16 protein-coding genes are annotated in these 16,465 nt (G+C 53.0%); 9 read left to right on the top strand and 7 right to left on the bottom strand.

The window, feature by feature from the left end; translation table 11 throughout:
* Window positions 1-77 precede the first annotated feature (77 nt).
* Both BZG23_RS09420 and BZG23_RS09415 read right to left on the bottom strand, forming a co-directional pair.
* Window positions 78-977, bottom strand: coding sequence for a carboxylate/amino acid/amine transporter (locus BZG23_RS09420; RefSeq protein ID WP_077606782.1), 900 nt, complete (start codon window positions 975-977; stop codon window positions 78-80).
* A 153-nt stretch (window positions 978-1,130) separates the two neighbouring features.
* The gene (locus BZG23_RS09415) at window positions 1,131-1,556 is read right to left on the bottom strand and encodes a universal stress protein (RefSeq protein ID WP_046074574.1); all 426 of its coding nucleotides are present in this window, start codon (window positions 1,554-1,556) and stop codon (window positions 1,131-1,133) included.
* Between the two features lie 221 nt (window positions 1,557-1,777).
* On the opposite strand from BZG23_RS09415, the gene ftnA reads away from it, so the two are divergent.
* The 5 genes from ftnA (at window position 1,778) to BZG23_RS09390 (ending at window position 7,300) form a co-directional block, all read left to right on the top strand.
* Window positions 1,778-2,308, top strand: coding sequence for a non-heme ferritin (gene ftnA / locus BZG23_RS09410; protein ID WP_046074610.1), 531 nt, complete (start codon window positions 1,778-1,780; stop codon window positions 2,306-2,308).
* A gap of 52 nt (window positions 2,309-2,360) precedes the next feature.
* Window positions 2,361-2,708: a universal stress protein UspB gene (locus BZG23_RS09405; RefSeq protein WP_077578171.1), complete on the top strand. Its 348-nt coding sequence runs from the start codon at window positions 2,361-2,363 to the stop codon at window positions 2,706-2,708.
* A 97-nt stretch (window positions 2,709-2,805) separates the two neighbouring features.
* Window positions 2,806-3,918, top strand: a complete 1,113-nt coding sequence (locus tag BZG23_RS09400; RefSeq protein WP_077606781.1) for a mechanosensitive ion channel family protein — start codon at window positions 2,806-2,808, stop codon at window positions 3,916-3,918.
* A 76-nt stretch (window positions 3,919-3,994) separates the two neighbouring features.
* On the top strand, window positions 3,995-5,179 hold the full coding sequence (locus tag BZG23_RS09395; protein WP_077606780.1) for an NAD(P)/FAD-dependent oxidoreductase: 1,185 nt from the start codon (window positions 3,995-3,997) through the stop codon (window positions 5,177-5,179).
* A 240-nt stretch (window positions 5,180-5,419) separates the two neighbouring features.
* Complete coding sequence (locus BZG23_RS09390) at window positions 5,420-7,300, top strand: methyl-accepting chemotaxis protein (RefSeq protein WP_046074570.1); 1,881 nt, start codon at window positions 5,420-5,422, stop codon at window positions 7,298-7,300.
* Between the two features lie 57 nt (window positions 7,301-7,357).
* Here BZG23_RS09390 and BZG23_RS09385 read toward each other — a convergent pair whose 3' ends face one another.
* Both BZG23_RS09385 and BZG23_RS09380 read right to left on the bottom strand, forming a co-directional pair.
* A complete protein-coding gene (locus tag BZG23_RS09385; RefSeq protein WP_077606779.1) occupies window positions 7,358-8,068 on the bottom strand; it encodes a tRNA-uridine aminocarboxypropyltransferase in 711 nt (236 codons plus the stop codon).
* Window positions 8,069-8,155: 87 nt separating this feature from the next.
* Window positions 8,156-9,661: a hypothetical protein gene (locus BZG23_RS09380; protein WP_131825376.1), complete on the bottom strand. Its 1,506-nt coding sequence runs from the start codon at window positions 9,659-9,661 to the stop codon at window positions 8,156-8,158.
* A gap of 94 nt (window positions 9,662-9,755) precedes the next feature.
* Here BZG23_RS09380 and BZG23_RS09370 point away from each other — a divergent pair, with 94 nt between their 5' ends.
* Window positions 9,756-10,211: an EVE domain-containing protein gene (locus tag BZG23_RS09370; protein WP_077606776.1), complete on the top strand. Its 456-nt coding sequence runs from the start codon at window positions 9,756-9,758 to the stop codon at window positions 10,209-10,211.
* A 47-nt stretch (window positions 10,212-10,258) separates the two neighbouring features.
* Here BZG23_RS09370 and BZG23_RS09365 read toward each other — a convergent pair whose 3' ends face one another.
* The 3 genes from BZG23_RS09365 to BZG23_RS09355 form a co-directional block, all read right to left on the bottom strand.
* Window positions 10,259-11,068, bottom strand: a complete 810-nt coding sequence (locus tag BZG23_RS09365; RefSeq protein WP_077606775.1) for a Cof-type HAD-IIB family hydrolase — start codon at window positions 11,066-11,068, stop codon at window positions 10,259-10,261.
* A gap of 101 nt (window positions 11,069-11,169) precedes the next feature.
* Window positions 11,170-12,189: an alpha/beta fold hydrolase gene (locus BZG23_RS09360; RefSeq protein ID WP_052708049.1), complete on the bottom strand. Its 1,020-nt coding sequence runs from the start codon at window positions 12,187-12,189 to the stop codon at window positions 11,170-11,172.
* A gap of 136 nt (window positions 12,190-12,325) precedes the next feature.
* Window positions 12,326-13,924 carry an AbgT family transporter gene (locus BZG23_RS09355; protein ID WP_046074566.1) on the bottom strand — a complete coding sequence of 533 codons (1,599 nt, stop codon included), beginning with the start codon at window positions 13,922-13,924 and terminating at the stop codon, window positions 12,326-12,328.
* A 250-nt stretch (window positions 13,925-14,174) separates the two neighbouring features.
* Between BZG23_RS09355 and BZG23_RS09350 the strand changes: the two genes are divergently transcribed.
* From BZG23_RS09350 to BZG23_RS09340, 3 genes are all read left to right on the top strand, one after another.
* The gene (locus tag BZG23_RS09350; protein ID WP_077606774.1) at window positions 14,175-15,185 is read left to right on the top strand and encodes an acyltransferase; all 1,011 of its coding nucleotides are present in this window, start codon (window positions 14,175-14,177) and stop codon (window positions 15,183-15,185) included.
* Window positions 15,186-15,329: 144 nt separating this feature from the next.
* The gene (locus BZG23_RS09345; protein ID WP_046074564.1) at window positions 15,330-15,689 is read left to right on the top strand and encodes a DUF4145 domain-containing protein; all 360 of its coding nucleotides are present in this window, start codon (window positions 15,330-15,332) and stop codon (window positions 15,687-15,689) included.
* 139 nt (window positions 15,690-15,828) lie between these two features.
* The gene (locus tag BZG23_RS09340) at window positions 15,829-16,464 is read left to right on the top strand and encodes a lysoplasmalogenase (RefSeq protein ID WP_046074563.1); all 636 of its coding nucleotides are present in this window, start codon (window positions 15,829-15,831) and stop codon (window positions 16,462-16,464) included.
* Window position 16,465 lies beyond the last annotated feature (1 nt).

The following is a 16,465-nucleotide window of genomic DNA, read 5'->3' as shown; positions in this document are numbered from 1 at the left end:
CTTCTCTCTCGGATAAGTGAACAGGCAGGGATTTCCCTGCCTGTTTTGTGTTTGGGTGGCAGAGGCCGTGGGGCGGCCTACCGTGGGGCAGCATTCCGTTGGGCGGCACTCCGTTGCGCGGCAACGTGGCGTTTGACCCAGGTTTGGTTAAACCACAGCGCAGCTAAAATCAACACCCCGCCACTGAGTAATGGCATGAGATCTGCCTCGCGATTCCAAATCAGTACATTGACCACAATGCCGGCTGGGATCAGGGCGTTGTTCATCACCGCGAGTGCCCCCGCATTAACCAGCGTCGCACCTTTATTCCAAAAGAAATACCCCAGTCCTGAGGCGATAGTACCTAGATAAATCAATACACCCCACTGGGTGGGTGTCGTGGGCAGCTTGTTGCTGTTGCCCAGCAAGGCAAAAGCCAGCACACCCACCACTAAGGCGCCAAGATAAAACCAACCGAAGACCGCATGCTGAGGCAGCTGAGTTTGCTCTTTCTCAAGCAGGTATTTGTAACCAACTTGGCCAATCGCAAAGCACAGGTTCGCACCTTGCACCACCAAAAAGCCGATTAAAAAGTCAGGATTGACGGTCGCATAGCGGATCACCACGGCGCCAAGCACTGCAACCGCGGCAGTGACGAGATACCACGCGCTAAACTGGCGTTTTAAGGCATCGTAAATCAAGGTGACGTAAAGTGGGGTAAAGACGGTAAACAGCAGCACCTCTGGCACCGACAAAAATAAAAAGGATTGATAGAAAAAGCAGTACATAATGCCGAGTTGACATGCACCGACCAGCATCAATTTAGCGGCAAAGGCAGGGCGTACTTGGCGAGGGCGCAAAAAGGGCAAAAACACCAGTCCAGCCAATACAATGCGCATCAGCACAGAAAAATAACTGTCTACTTGGCCGGCGAGATACACGCCAATCAGGCTAAATGAAAAGGCCCACAGCAGTGTGACGCCGCTAAGATACCCCATGACTTCGGTTCCTTCGATAAAGTGGTAAAAAGGGCAGTGTACCGTTTCATCGCGGGGACGCAATCGGTTCATCCTGGTGTGGGTAGCAGATAAAGCGATGATGGCAGCAAGAAGGCGGAATCACCGCCTTCGCGGGGGAAGAAAGTGGTTCTGTTAGTCGCGGATAGGCACCATCAACAGATCCACCGGTGTTTTATTGAGTAACTGCTTGGTGGAGGAGAGCAACGAGCTCCAAAAGTCTTGGTGATGGCCGACCACGACCAGATCGATCCCCATATTTTGAATCGATTCAGTGATTTCCTCGGCAAGATCGCCACTGCTGACCAAGGTATGTGTCACTGGACTTTGCGCGTCACTGGCCAGTTGATTCAGCTTTTGCTGCGCTTCTTCAATCACACGGTTACGCGACTCGACCAAGTTAATGTCGATGAGCCCGGTGTAGAGCTCGGCGTAATTAACGTCGATATGGACTAAGGAAAGTTGGGCGTCGAGGGCACTGGCTAAGGCATCGGCTTTCTTGAGCAGGCGTTCACTGTCATCTGACAAATCGACAGCAACCAAAATATGCTTGTATGACATAGGGTTATCCTTTTTCTATCTGGCTGTCATCGCAGTTTAGCGAGCTTGCGTATAAAAAACAGTCACTGTGATCGCATTCCGATCAACAACTCGACGATGACACGAGTCATAAATTCGATACAAGACTCGGTCTCGWTGCGGTTAGTCGGCGTGATCCGCTTGAAAACCAACGTGCTGCTGGTCAGAATGGCAGCTAACCCCAAATAAAGAGGATGTTTTATATGCTAGCACCTGCCATGGTTGACAGGCTCAATGAGCAGATCAATTTGGAGTTTTTCTCATCAAATCTATACTTACAAATGAGCGCTTGGTGTGAGGATCAAGGCTTCGAAGGAGCCGCGCGATTCCTGCATAAGCACGCACAAGAAGAGATGCAGCATATGCAGCGCCTTTTTACGTACGTCAGTGAGACAGGGGCGATGCCTATTTTGGGTTCGATTGACGCACCGCGTCATGAGTTCGCATCACTGGGCGAAGTGTTTCGCGAAACCTATCAACACGAGCGCTTGATTACGGAAAAAATTAACAGCTTGGCGCACGTTGCGTTTACCACACAAGATTATTCTACTTTCAATTTCTTGCAGTGGTATGTAGCGGAGCAGCATGAAGAAGAGAAGCTGTTTAAAGGCATACTCGATAAGATCGAGTTAGTCGGCGAAGATGGCAAGGCACTGTTCTTTATTGACAAAGACTTGGCATCGATGGCGGTTGAAGAGTCTACGTCAGTGATGGACGGCTCAGCAGGGCAGTAATCTGGTTACCTCTCCCTCTGAGCGCTATCCGGCGTAGCGGAGGGAGAGGTCTATGAACGGTGATATCCTAATCGTGGCAGTTTTTACCGTCACACTGGTTAATTTCGCGCGCTACCTGTCTTCACTGCGCGCGCTCGTTGTAATGTTGCGCGACGCGAATCCGCTGCTTTATCAGCAAATTTGTCGCGGAGATAACAACTTTTTCTCACTCTCACCCCAAGGCGATATCTCGCGCCAAAAGCGCTTGTACCAGTACATTCGTAGTCAGGAGTATCTCCATCATCACGATGAAATATTCGTGGGCAAATGCAACAAAGTGCGCCATTTGTTCATCCTCAATGCTGCGTTGTCTGGTGCCTTGCTCGCGACCTTTTTTCTTGTCGCTTTTGCGGGCTGGTAAGCGGACGCCAACAATTTCGACAAAATGCTGACCTCGGTCAGCATTTTTTTTGTTAACCTGACGCCACTACTCGGATCACAGCGTAATTGAGGGAATCATGCAAAGCCTACTCCAATGGTGGCAGTCGCTTCATGAGGCAGCGGCGTGGGAATGGATCTCGGATGTTGTCACGTTAACGGGCATCAGTGCCATTGCCTGGACGATTTGGCACGTGCTGGTTGGGCGGCTGAAAGCCTTGGCGGAAAAGACTATCACCCGCTGGGACGACATCATTTGGCCGGCGATAGATACGCCTTTAAGTGTGTTGATTTGGTTATGGCCAGCCTCTCATTCGCTGGAAATCGTTGTCGATAACACCTTAGGCAATGTCTCACTCAGTTGGCTTACCTTGGTGCAAGATTTGGTGGTGATCTGGGTCATCATTTGGGTGCTGTTACGCCTAGTTAACAGCGGCGAGCAGGTGATGATTGAGACGAGCAAACGCGACCACACCACTATCAATACCTTGGGGAATGTCTTACGCGCCCTCTTTGTGTGCTTCGGGGTCTTGTCCTTGCTGAAAAGCCTGGGCGTTAGCGTCTCAGGTCTACTGACCGTCGGGGGTTTAATTGTTGGTTTTGCCGCTAAGGACTTGCTGTCGAACTTCTTCGGTGGGGTGATGATTTACTTTGATCGCCCGTTTAAAGTCGGTGATTGGGTGCGCTCGCCGGATCGCAACATTGAGGGCACAGTGGAGAAAATTGGTATTCGTATGACGGTGGTGCGCACCTTTGATTTGCGCCCTTTATACGTTCCCAATTCGGTATTCAGTAACGTGGTGGTCGAGAACCCCTCGCGGATGCTCAACCGCCGCATCTATGAAACCATCGGACTACGTTACCAAGACGCCGATAAAATCAGCGCGGTGATTGACGATGTGTATGCCATGCTTGAAGCCCACCCAGACATTGAAACACGACAAACCTTGATTGTGAACTTCAATAGCTTTGGCCCACATTCGCTCGATTTCTTTATTTACACCTTCACCAAAACGGTGAACTGGCAACGTTATCACCGCGTGAAGCAGGATGTACTGCTGCAAGTGATTGGTATTATTCATCAGCACGGTGCGGATATTGCCTTCCCAACTCGTACGCTGCATATGGATCCAAGCCTGATGGCGCAGGGCGCCGATGCCATGGTGCCACCGCCCGAAGCGCAGGCGCGTTAAATCGCGCTTGCCGCTCACGTGCGGGCTGCTACAATGCCGCTCCCACAGGGTGAGCAGAGAATAAACAGGTAAGCGTGTGACTGAGTATGATGTAATTGTGATTGGCGCCGGTGCGGCAGGATTGATGTGTGCGGCACAAGCAGGCCAACGTGGCCGCCGTGTTTTGGTGGTGGATCATGCCAAAAAACCGGGCCGCAAGATCCTGATCTCAGGCGGCGGACGCTGCAATTTCACCAACTATGATGTCACCGCGAGTAACTTCCTGTGTGAAAACCCGCACTTCGTCAAATCCGCATTGGCACAATACAGCCAATGGGACTTTATTGGTCTGGTGGCCACCCATGGTGTGGCCTATCACGAGCGTGACCACGGCCAGCTGTTTTGTGATGACAGCGCCAAGGATATCGTTAACCTGCTCTTGGCCGAATGCGACCAAGCCACCATCAGTCAACGCTATCGCTGTGAATTGCACGATATCGAACAAGAAGAAGCCGGCTTTCGCCTTAAACTCAATGGCGAGCCGGTGCGCTGCCAGTCGTTGGTGGTCGCCACAGGAGGCCTTTCGATGCCCAAGCTCGGCGCCACCCCCTTTGGTTATCAGCTTGCCGAACAATTTGGTTTAAAAGTGCTGCCCACCCGCGCCGCCTTGGTGCCGTATACCTTGCACCAAGAAGACAAAACCCGTTTTGCTGATATTTCTGGGGTGTCGGTGCCGTGTTCGATCACCACTGAATCGGGTGTGTGTTTTACCGAGAACCTGCTCTTTACCCACCGCGGCTTATCGGGACCGGCGGTGTTGCAAACCTCCTCGTTTTGGCAGCCGGGCGAAGCGGTCACCATCGATTTACTCCCCAGTGAGTCACTAAAAGAGGTGCTGGTGGCGATGCGTGATAAGCACCCCAACCAAACCTTAAAAACCTCACTGTCTCGCCTATTCCCCAAACGCCTGGTCGAGGTCTTGATTGCGCGCGATAGCTTGCCAGATAAACCGCTCAAGCAGCTCGATGACAAACAGCTCGATCAGCTTCATCACTACTTTCACCAGTGGTCCATTGCCCCAAACGGCACTGAAGGTTACCGCACCGCAGAAGTGACGCTTGGCGGGGTAGATACCCACGCAATTTCCTCGAAAACCCTTGAAGCGCGAGATATTCCCGGCCTGTATTTTATCGGTGAAGTGCTAGATGTCACCGGCTGGCTCGGCGGCTATAACTTCCAATGGGCCTGGAGCTCCGGCTGGGTAGCCGGGCAGCATGTGTGATCTTGATTCTAAGTGCTCTCTAGTTGACTGTTTTTTGTCTAAAAAATGGCAATCTTTCTTGCGCGCTGTTACATTAGCGCGCGCTTGCCATGTCGGATAAAAATTATTCGGCGCTGTGAACCCGCGACGCGCTGGATGGGCTCGCGGTACCCTAGGGACGGGGTGACGGCTGTTCACTATTGCTACCTCGGTTATCGGGGAGTTTGGAATTAACCTGTCGTTGCTTTGAGAGCCGTTCCCATGCAGTTATCACTAAAACAAAAATTAATTGGGGCATGCTTATCTGCTGTATTGCTGATGGCCGCCTTTCTCACCTGGCTTGCTGTAAGCCAAATTCAAGCCCAAACCCAGTCGAGCATCTATAGCCGCGTCAGTGGTATCGCCGATGCGGCGACCGAATCGATCAGCGGTTGGGTGCAAATCCGTGCTGATATCACCAGTGCCTTTACCGATTACACCAGCAGTAGCCATCGTGTGAGCTATTTACAGCAAGCACGTGAGGCCGGTGGGTTTGACGATATCTACTTTGGCACCCCCAAAGGTGCCATGTATCGCTCGCGTCCTGAGCGCAACCGCGATGATTATGACCCTCGCGTCCGCCCGTGGTACAAGCAAGCGGTGAGCGCTGGTAGCCCGATTATTACCACCGCATACAGTGATGCGATTACTGGTGCGATGTTGGTGACCTTGGCCGAGCCGGTGCGTCGTAATGGCGAATTAATCGGTGTGGTGGGCGCAGATGTGTTGATTGACCAGCTGATCCGTGACGTGACCCAATTAAAAGTGGGCAAAAATGCGAATGCGATGTTGCTAGGCGCCGATGGCACTTTTCTTGCTCACAAAGACAAAGCGCGCCTGCTAAAACCGTATCGCAGCCTGTCTCCTGAGCTGAATGAAAACCGCGTGCGTCAGGCGTTGGCACAGCAATCGCTGGTGGAACTGCCTGTGGATGGGGTTGATAAACTGTTTTATTTTGCCTCGGTTCCTAACACCGATTGGGTACTGGCGATTGAGCTGGATAAGCGCACTGAATACGCCAGCCAGCGTGATACCTTGTTCGACCTGATGCTGACCGCGGTGGTGATCACTTTGCTGGTGGCCGGTGCCGTGACGTGGTTGATGCACGTGTTGTTCCGTGACTTGCTCAATGTATCCGCCGCGCTAGAAGAAATTGCCTCCGGTGAAGGGGACTTAACCCAGCGTCTTGAGCCACACAGTAATGATGAAATTGGCAAACTTGCCAACAACTTCAACCGCTTTGTCGGCAACATGCACACTATGGTGTCGCATTTGCGCCAGCTGTCTGGCTCGCTCAAGCAACAAGCCGAGCTAACCGCAGCACAAGCCGAAGAGCGCTCCACCCGGATTGGTCATCAGCAAGATGAAATCAATATGGTGGCGACCGCTATCCATGAAATGGCCTCGGCGACCCAAGATATTGCAGGTAATGCCGATAACACCGCGCGCACCGCCCAAGAGACCGAAAGCGTTGCCAACGATGGCGGCCAGCAAGTGGAGCAAAGTAAGCACTCGATCACCGAGCTTGCCCGTGAAGTGGAAGCGGCGACCGGTGTGATTGGTGAGCTGGATCAGCATGCGCACAGCATCACCAGCATCTTGTCGACCATTCAAGAAGTGGCCGAGCAAACCAATCTGCTGGCGTTGAATGCCGCGATTGAAGCCGCACGCGCCGGTGAGCATGGCCGTGGCTTTGCGGTAGTGGCCGATGAGGTACGGATATTGAGCCAGCGTACTCATGCTTCAACCACCGAAATTCAGCAGATGATTGATACCTTGCAGCAGGCAACCGGTCGCGCGGTGACCATGATGCAAGATAGCCAGCAACGTGCGCATGCCAGTGTGGAAGATGCCAGCGCGGCGAACGAAAGCTTGAGCCAGATTGTCGCGGCGGTGAGCCAAATTAGCGATATGGCCACCCAAATTGCCTCGGCAGCGGAAGAGCAATCGAGCGTCACCGCGGAGATCACCCGTAACTCAGAGGGCATTCGCGATGTGTCCAATGAGCTATCGACCGAAGCGGATGAAGCCGCGCGTCAAGCCGCGACGTTATCCGAGCTTTCTCATAGCCTCGAGCAAGAGATCAGCCGCTTTAAGCTGTAGCCCATAAACGACGTAAACGCCGAGCATGGCAGCGCGCCGTGCTCGGCGTTTTTTTGTTCACGTGTTTGGCGTCAGCACCTTGGGGGCGGGGAGTGGTGTAGTGTGATGGTGGCGATCGGCTTCGTAGCTCTCCATAAAGTGGACAAGAAAATGGTCCAGCTGCGTGGCGGCGTTCACGTCGCCTTGGCTTCGTAGTAATGCACTCACCGCTTCACTGGTACACAGGTGTCCCGGAGGCTGGTTGCGCCTAAGCGTATATTGCGAGGCGGCAGTCGACGGCAAACTGACCCGTGGCAGACCATTGAGCCACGGGCTTTTATTGAGCATTTTTCGCGCCTGCTGCCAAGTGGCATCCAGCACCACAAACTGTAACGGCGTGCGAGGTGCATTGGTGGCGGCTAATGCCTCTGCGCAAGAAGCTGAACTATCCGTGCAAGAAACTAACCTATCCGCGCAAGAGACAGACCGAGCCACGTCAGCAAATAGTCTATCGGCGGGGACGGCATCATCACTGGGAAACAACAACCAAGGTGATACATCACCGCGCGCCCAGCTGTCGAGCAAGGCTTGCGGTGGTTGTTTGCGTTGCCAAATCTCTATCTGAGTGTGGGGTAGCGCCGCTTTAACCAGTTTGCCGGTGTTGGATTGGCGCGCCGCTTCGCTTTCGTGCATCACCAGCACGCATTGCAATTGGCTTTCCAGCGGCCAATAGCAGTGACAGATACAGTGATAGGTAAAACCGCATTGGCGGCAGGGCGAACGGGCCATCAGACTCTCCTCAAGGTGTCAGGTTGCTATTGTGCGCAAGTCCGACAAGGAATGCGAGCCCGCGTGGCACGGGCGCGCGCGTCTGCGTTATTCTTCTCCCAATACCACGCCTTGCTGGGTGGCATAGATGCCATCGGCAAATAATGCTGTGTCTGAGCCATCCGGTTTGGGCGCGCGAGGTGCAGTGCTGGGGTTGAGTGGATAACGCTGCCCATCAAATCGCATCACATGGTGACCGGCCGGCGCACCACCGCCACCGACTGGCACGCTCAAATCATGCCAACCCTGGCTTTGGCTGCGAGCTAATAAAAGGGGCACATGCACCAGTGTCATGCGGCTATTAAACTGCCAGCCTTGCGCGTCGCCTTTAAACACCAATAAGGTGCAGCCGCCACTGCCACAGCTGTCGGTTAAGACCAATAGCTCAGGCTGCCCGTCTTGATTGAGGTCGTGGGTAAGCCAGCGATAAGTGAGTGGGCCGGTTTGGCCGTTATCGCTAAGATAGTCTCTGAGTGCTTGCTCAACGCGCGGGTTTTTCTCGGTGCTGCCTTTAATGCCGGTTTGGTTCGATACGTTCACGGCATCCCCGACTTTGAGCCTCAGGGTTAACCCCTCATGACCCAGTGAATAGGTGTTGCCATTAAAGGTTTCCTCGGAGGCGGTGAGGGTAAACCCGTTACGTGTATATATGCGCTCAGACACCACCATTTGCTCACCACTGCGGGTAGTGAGCACTTGGACTTGATTGTCCCCGATCGGCTGCCAAATCCCGGTTTCTTTGGTCACCGTTTCCCCTTGCGGGTGGTAGGTGGTGATGGCGCTATGATCAGGCAGCAAAGTCAGTTGTGTGGTCAGTGTCGGTTGGCCGGGCGACTGGCTGGTACCTTGGTACTCACCCGCCCAATGCTGACTGGTATCTACCGAAGGCAAGATTGCACACCCTTGGTATGTGCCTTTCGCCGTTTTCAAACGTGCTTGCCAGCCATAGAGGGTGTTGGCGCTTTGTTGGCAGGCTTGCGCGCTAAGCGTTAAAGCGGCTTGTTGGGCGCGGAATTGTGCTTGGTCTTGGCTCATGCTTTGTCCGCTGAGCGGGCGCTCTTGTGAGTCTTGCTCGCTTTCCCAAGCTAGGTGCCCTTGGCCGACGGCCGCCGACCACGTGGTAGGGGTCTGGCCTTCTGCCAAGAGTGTATTGCGAGGTTGCGCGCACCCTTCTAGCTCGCTGGTGAGCATATTTAAACGTGTCATGGTCACCGCGGCAGGGTAATCGGCACTGTATCCGCGGCGTGACACCGGTGTGAAGTAGCCCTCAAATTCACTGTATACCGGCCCGGCCTGCTGGGATAAGGTCGCGCGTTGATCGGCGGTTAAATCAAGCCAATATTGCTTTTGACTGCCGCACGGCGTGAAGCTTGCTGTTTCGGGACTGACAGAGATTTGGCCGGTTTGCATAAAAGGCTGCGGCGTATGAACCAGACCCGTGTCAATCTTGTCGCTACGGTGACCCAGCTCTACGGGGCCCGAAGGACTGCTGCTACAAGCTGCGAGAGTCAGAATACTGACCGACGCGATAATAAGAGGGCGAAGAGATGGCACGAAAAACTCCTTGTACTGAGCGAAAAGAGAGGCTTGCGCCTTGAATGCGGGCAGGGCAAGATTGCCGCCATCATCCGGTTAAGAGCAAGCTAGCATGAGTTATTGGTTATTTAAAACAGAGCCAGATACCTTTTCGATAGACACACTAAAGCAGCAAAAGGTTTCATGCTGGGAGGGCGTACGCAATTACCAGGCACGTAATATGTTGCGTGATGAGGTAAGCGTTGGCGATGACGTGTTGATTTATCACTCCTCGTGCAAACACGTCGGTGTGGTAGGCGTCGCCACAGTCGTGCGCGCGTGTTACTCCGATCATACTCAGTTTGAGCCACAAAGCAGCTACTTTGACCCGAAAGCCACGCCTGAAGCACCGCGTTGGTTTATGGTGGATGTGGAATATCAGCGTCATTTGCCACTGATTAAATTGGCTGAAATGAAGCAAAACCCGGCGCTGGCTGAGATGCCTTTGGTGAAAAAAGGTAACCGGCTGAGTGTGATGCCGGTTACCGCAGCGCAATGGCAGGCAATCTTGGCGATGGCGGGGGAATAGTGCATCGCAAGCTGCTGCCTGTAGGCCCACCCTGTGGGCCAAACCGCTTAGGACAGGTTGTCTAACAGATGGGCTTTTAAGTAGCGTGCCACCGCCTCATCAGCGTGACTGCCAATAATGGCTTTATCTGAGAGGGTGGCTTTGACACGTGCTTGGGCGGTGGCCATCACCAAGCCTTGTCCGGCGGCACGTAGCATTTCGACATCGTTCATGCCATCGCCAAAGGCAATACAGTCCGCCAAGTTGAGCTGATGACGACGTGCCACTTCCTCTAACGCGGCCCCTTTGGACACCCCATTGCCCATTACTTCCAGGCAGAATGGCGTCGAAAATGCCACGCTGATGTTCTCGCCATACTGCGACAAAAACTGATGCTCGTATTTGAGTAGGTGGTCGTGATCGTGGCGAATAAAGAAAATCTTCGCGATGTTATCGACCGGTGGGTTGTCCACATCAAACTCCTGGGCGTTAAAGCCAGAGTCTTTATGATAGCGGGCGAGCTCTTCATCCATTTTGCTCAGCAGCCAGTCATTATCGCGGTAGAGGTGAATGGTGACGGTCGGATCCTGCTTCACCTCGTTAATCAGGTTGGCAACAATCTCAGGGTCAACATTGTGTTGGAATACCAAGTTGTCATCACTGTCATGCACGCGTGCGCCATTGGAGGTGATCATGTATGCAGGAATGCCAACGGTCTCGCGAATGCTCGCTACGTCAACATGATGACGACCCGTGGCAAACACAAAATGGATGCCTTGCTGGTGCAGTTGTTCCAACACCTGTTTGGTATAGGGCGCGATACTGTGCTCTGGGGTGAGCAGGGTACCATCGAGATCGGAAGCGACGAGTTTGTACATCATGTCCTCATTAGTTAGGCGATCACAATCACAGTATGTTTGAGTCTACTGCAACTGACGACGGTGAAAAAGGGAACCCTCTCACTGAGCGATTTCCGCTTTTAGTGTTGGCTCTGACGTTGAAAAAAATCATCAATGGCCGTGAACGCTGCCAGCCGATGTGTATCGGTTTCAAACAAGATTTCATGTCGTGAGCCTTGGAAAAACTGCCATTGACTCGGCTGATTGGCTTGCCGGCGTAAAAAATGGAACTCGGCCATCGCGGGATTAGACACAATCTGCTCGCCGCCAGCTTGGCAAATGAGTGTCGGAGTGGCCAATTGGGGGGCGATGGCTAAGCAGTGCTGGGCTGCGGCCATTCCCTCGGCAATCCAGCGAGCGCTAGGCCCGCCGATCTGCAGTTGAGGTTGGTTGATGTAGAGCTGACGAAACCAGGCATACCGTGCGCGAGAATGGGTTAGGCGGTTTTGCTCAAACGGCACATGACGATAACCAACTTGTCCGGGCCCAAACCGTGGTGGATGCTGATAGCGCGCCAGCGAACGACACAACCAAGGCGCGATACGTCCAAGCCACGGGCTGACGTGCACGCCAAACATCGGCGCGGTCATTGCAAGCCCGTCTATCGCGTGGGGAAATCGATGCGCATAGAGTGCGGCGATGGCCCCGCCCATAGAGTGGGCGAGCATAAAGGTATGGTCGTACTGTCGGTGCGCCCCGATAAACTGCATGAAGGTCGCCAGATCAGTGACATAGTCGTCAAAGCGTTCGACATGACCCAGATCGCGCGGTTTGATCACGAGCCGCTCGGACAAACCTTGGCCGCGGTGATCAAAGCTGTAAACGTCATAGCCCATCTGAACGAGGTCATAAAAGATCTCTTGATACTTCATCACGCTTTCAATGCGGCCATTGACCACCACGACCGCTTGCCTATTCTGCGGACGGGTAAAGCTGCACCAGTGTAAACGTAGCCCTCCTTCCCCGTGGAAGTAGCCTTGTTCACGCTGTTGCCAAAAAGGTGTTATGTGGTGCTTAAATGCGTCGCTCAGCACTGCTTCACGGGCGAGAGAGTGCGCGTCAAAAGCCGGCTGATCCTTACTGTCGGCGAGATCTGTCATCTTGGTTTACCATCACTGAGATAGGTTTACTATAACCGTCTTAAAGGATGGATGAAAATGACACTTATGGGAAAAGCGCCGCGCCAAAAAGAAAAGGCAAGCGCGAGCGCTTGCCTTAACACCGAATAACGATACGTTACTGGTTGAAGTTGTAGTAGGTTTCTGCACCAGGGCCAACGGGCAGACCGAGCACGAAAACCCATACGTAGAATAGAATGCTCCATCCCACCATAAAGATCATCGAATAAGGCAACATGGTGGCAATCAAGGTGCCTATGCCAAGGTTTTTCACATAGCGACACGCCACCGCCAGAATCAGCCCGAAGTAACTCATCATCGGGGTAATGATGTTGGTCACTGAATCGCCAATCCGGTAGGCTGATTGAATCGTCTCTGGGGCATAACCGACCAGCATCAACATAGGTACAAAGATGGGGGCGGTGATGGCCCACTGCGCCGATGCCGAGCCGACCGAGAGGTTAATCAGGCCACACATCAAGATGAAGGCAAAGAATAATGCTGGCCCTGTTAAACCGATGGTTTGCAAAAAGTCAGCGCCGCCGACCGCAATCACTTGGCCAAAATTGGTCCATTTAAAGAACGCCACAAATTGCGCCGCGAAAAACACCAGCACGATATACATGCCCATGGCGCTCATCGACTTAGACATCGAATCAATCACGTCGCGATCGTTATTGATGGTGCCGACGGTACGGCCAAACACAATACCGGGAACGGCAAAGAACACCATAATAAAGGCAACAATGCCTTTCAAAAACGGCGAGCCTGCCACTTCATTGGTCTCGGGGTGACGCAGTGGTCCCCACTCTGGGACGATGGTGAGCGCTAAAATGCCGCTGACAATCAGTACCGCAATCCCGGCATTACGAAGACCGCGTTTCTCGTCATCATTAAGCTTGCTCGCGGAGGCGGCGGCGACATCTTCAGAGGCTTGGTCGTGGTCATACTGGCCCAGCTTAGGCTCGACAATCTTATCGGTGATCCACGCACCAACAATCGCGATGAAGAAGGTAGAAACGAACATAAAGTACCAGTTCATTTCGGGCCCAACGATGTAGTCTGGGTCAATCATTTGCGCGGCTGACTCGGTGATCCCCGACAGCAAGGGGTCGACAGTTCCCAACAACAAGTTAGCAGAGTAACCGCCTGATACCCCGGCAAACGCTGCGGCAAGCCCGGCTAATGGATGACGGCCTAATGAATGGAAGATCATCGCGGCAAGCGGGATTAAAACCACGTAACCGAGCTCTGAAGCCGTATTCGAGATAATACCGGCAAAGACAATGGTAAAGGTGACGGTACGGCGCGACGCGCCCATTACCAGGCCGCGCATGGAGGCTGACAGCAGTCCTGAATGTTCTGCGACCGACACACCGAGCATGGCCACCAGCACGGTGCCGAGTGGGGCAAAGCCGGTAAAGTTTTTCACCAAGTTGGTGACGATCATTTGCAAACCTTCGGCGTTGAGCAGGCTTTGCACATAAATCATGCCATCTGCCGCACGTCCTTTTGCGCCCTCTGGGCGAGGATCGGCGACAGACACATCAAAGTAGCCAGCGACACCCGAGGCGATCAGGATAGCGACACAGAAAATCGCGAATAAGGTCACTGGATGAGGGAGCAGGTTGCCGAGCCACTCGACGGTATCGAGAAAGCGCGTAAACAGTGTGCGCTTGTGCGGCCCACCTTGTTGCTCTGTGGTACTTGAGTGCATGGGGTTGGTCTCCTTCGTTGTACTGCATTTCCCGTCTATGGGAAAAGGAGGCCGAATGTTAATTGTTTTTTAACTTAAATAGCAAGATTAAAAGCTAGTTAGTGAGCGTAAAACTCGATCTACGTGCTGCTAATAAGGCAAAAAAGAAACATATTTGACTGGATAATGACTTTAACGGACATCATTTGACGCGAAGTTGGCGTATGATGGATGCGTGCTCGATCCGGTCACTGGTTAAAAGTGTTAACAAATGCAACAGACTGAAACACAGACACATATTGATTACCTCGACATATTGCGTGTCCTCGCTGCCTTTTTCGTGGTGGCGATTCATGTACTGGGTCCGTATCGGTTTCAAATTGGTGATATTGCGCTGAGTGATTGGGTGGTCGCGGTAGGGCTAAACAGTGCAAGTCGCTGGGCGGTGCCGACTTTTATTATGATTTCGGGCTTACTGCTGCTCTCGTCGACGCGGCCTTTCCGCTTGCGCCATTTTATCCGTCGCCGCGTGGTTAAGGTGGTGGTGCCCTTTCTGGTGTGGTCGTTCGCGTTTGCGTGTTTGTCTGGACTGACGCCGGATGGTTTTTCGTGGCAGACCGTCACCCAAACATTGGGCGCGGCCCCTCAGCATGAAACTTATTATCACCTTGGCTTTTTCTACTATTACATCCCGTTGCTGCTGTGGGTGCCATTGCTACGCCCGTTAATGCCACGCTTACCGTCATGGTCAGTGGCTTTTATCGGATTAGCATGGATAAGCTTAACGGCTTGGTATTTAACCGGCGCGCATGGCTGGTGGCGGAATGATTTTATCCTCTATGGCGGCTACTTATGGTTAGGCTATTGGCTACACCAAGCGCCACGTGCGTTGTTACTGTGGTGGACGCTGGGCTTACTGGCTTTGGGTATGACCGAGTATCACGTGTTAACCACCAGTGTTGCGCATCAGCGTTATATCACTGAGGGTTGGTTATCGTATACCACGATCAACACGGTGCTGATTAGTGCGGCACTTTTCCTTGCCGTTAAACATTGGCGAGCGAATAAAGCGACACCATCGTGGGTTGCAACCCTGAGTCGTTATAGCCTGGGGATCTACTTGATTCATCCAGTGTTTCTTTGGCCCGTCAGGGCTTACTGGCCCACTTTATCGCCCGCTCTGGTTTGGATCCCCTTGCTGACGTTATATGCCTTTGCGGGGGCGGCGCTGACCACTGCTGTATTGCAACGATATCGCGCCACCGCGTGGTTGGTGCCATAAATGATGACACTTTTGACGACAACGGCGGTCATACCTGATTGAATATATGATGACAGGATCAGATCGCAATCATGAAGCCTGATGCCCCTAAATGGTATAAAAACCACCATACTCATAAAATGGGAGCTGGTAAGGAGAGAGACCATGGATGACGTCGCAGTCGTGATTAAACACAGTAAGCGCCTAGAAGGCTTGCTGCGTGAGCACTATCACGCCGAAGGGAAGGGGCTCCATCAGCTCATCGACAGTAGCCAAAAACGCCTGCCGCATGATGTGATCAAAAAACTGCGCTTTGTCGCCACTATTCGTAACAAGGTCGTTCATGAAGAGGGTTACGAAGTGGACGATATACGTGAATTTATATCGGTGAGTAAGTATTGTGAGTCAGAATTAGTACCGCGAAGCAACCGATTGATTTGGCGGCTTGCCGCGGGGCTTATCCTGCTGTTTACCGCGGGGGCAATTGGTTTTTACGCGCAAGTGTGGCCGCAATGGAGTGGCTAGCTAACCACAATAATCGGTTGTCACCCCACGGTTAACGTTACGATTTTTTTAAACTGGATCTTGTTCTCATCAAGGGACGCTGGACATCTCCGCCAGCCAGCCTAGACTTGGCGTCCTTGTCTTGAAAGGAATGATACTCATGTGGAGCTGGTTCGCTGTCTGTTGTTCTGGACTGCTGCATATCTCCGCAGCCTACCGGGGCCCACGTTGGCAGTTTTATCTTTTTAAACCGCTGACTATTGTGATGCTCATGGCGATAGTGGGCACTCACATTAGCGTCTCTCATTATGCGCAATGGGTCTTCGTCGCGCTATTGCTCTCTGTGGTGGGCGATGTCTTTTTAATGCTCCCCAAAGACAGGTTTGTGCAGGGGTTAACCAGTTTTTTACTCGCACACCTGGTCTATATCTTCGCGTTTTGGGCGCAATTTGACGGCCATATGGTATGGTGGCTGCCCGCCATGTTGTCTGGCCTGGGCATTATCGTCTTTCTTTTACTGCTCCCAAACTTAGGGCAGCTCGCGCTGCCTGTGGCCGTGTATATTGCCGTGATCACCCAGATGGTATGGGCGGCCGGTGAATACTGGCTCAATACTCACTCCCCCGCGGCGGCACTCGCACTGGCCGGTGCTATCTGTTTTATGGTGTCAGATACCGTGCTGGCGTTTGCGCGTTTTAAGGGCGAATTTCGTGCGGCACAAGCGATGGTGATGTCGAGTTACTTTTTAGCGCAAGCGCTGATCAGTGCCTCGGTGGTGATCGCCCAAGGAGGGTGAG

Origin of the sequence: Salinivibrio sp. ML290 (assembly GCF_001995695.1) — a bacterium.
GTDB lineage: Bacteria > Pseudomonadota > Gammaproteobacteria > Enterobacterales > Vibrionaceae > Salinivibrio > Salinivibrio siamensis.
Note: the sequence above shows the minus strand (reverse complement) of the source record. Positions and strands in the feature narration are given on the sequence as shown.

Coding starts and splice junctions, on each gene's coding strand:
- BZG23_RS09420 (WP_077606782.1), bottom strand. CDS start 977: ATGGGGTATCTTAGCGGCGTCACACTGCTGTGGGCCTTTTCATTTAGC.
- BZG23_RS09415 (WP_046074574.1), bottom strand. CDS start 1,556: ATGTCATACAAGCATATTTTGGTTGCTGTCGATTTGTCAGATGACAGT.
- ftnA (WP_046074610.1), top strand. CDS start 1,778: ATGCTAGCACCTGCCATGGTTGACAGGCTCAATGAGCAGATCAATTTG.
- BZG23_RS09405 (WP_077578171.1), top strand. CDS start 2,361: ATGAACGGTGATATCCTAATCGTGGCAGTTTTTACCGTCACACTGGTT.
- BZG23_RS09400 (WP_077606781.1), top strand. CDS start 2,806: ATGCAAAGCCTACTCCAATGGTGGCAGTCGCTTCATGAGGCAGCGGCG.
- BZG23_RS09390 (WP_046074570.1), top strand. CDS start 5,420: ATGCAGTTATCACTAAAACAAAAATTAATTGGGGCATGCTTATCTGCT.
- BZG23_RS09385 (WP_077606779.1), bottom strand. CDS start 8,068: ATGGCCCGTTCGCCCTGCCGCCAATGCGGTTTTACCTATCACTGTATC.
- BZG23_RS09370 (WP_077606776.1), top strand. CDS start 9,756: ATGAGTTATTGGTTATTTAAAACAGAGCCAGATACCTTTTCGATAGAC.
- BZG23_RS09365 (WP_077606775.1), bottom strand. CDS start 11,068: ATGTACAAACTCGTCGCTTCCGATCTCGATGGTACCCTGCTCACCCCA.
- BZG23_RS09360 (WP_052708049.1), bottom strand. CDS start 12,189: ATGACAGATCTCGCCGACAGTAAGGATCAGCCGGCTTTTGACGCGCAC.
- BZG23_RS09355 (WP_046074566.1), bottom strand. CDS start 13,924: ATGCACTCAAGTACCACAGAGCAACAAGGTGGGCCGCACAAGCGCACA.
- BZG23_RS09350 (WP_077606774.1), top strand. CDS start 14,175: ATGCAACAGACTGAAACACAGACACATATTGATTACCTCGACATATTG.
- BZG23_RS09345 (WP_046074564.1), top strand. CDS start 15,330: ATGGATGACGTCGCAGTCGTGATTAAACACAGTAAGCGCCTAGAAGGC.
- BZG23_RS09340 (WP_046074563.1), top strand. CDS start 15,829: ATGTGGAGCTGGTTCGCTGTCTGTTGTTCTGGACTGCTGCATATCTCC.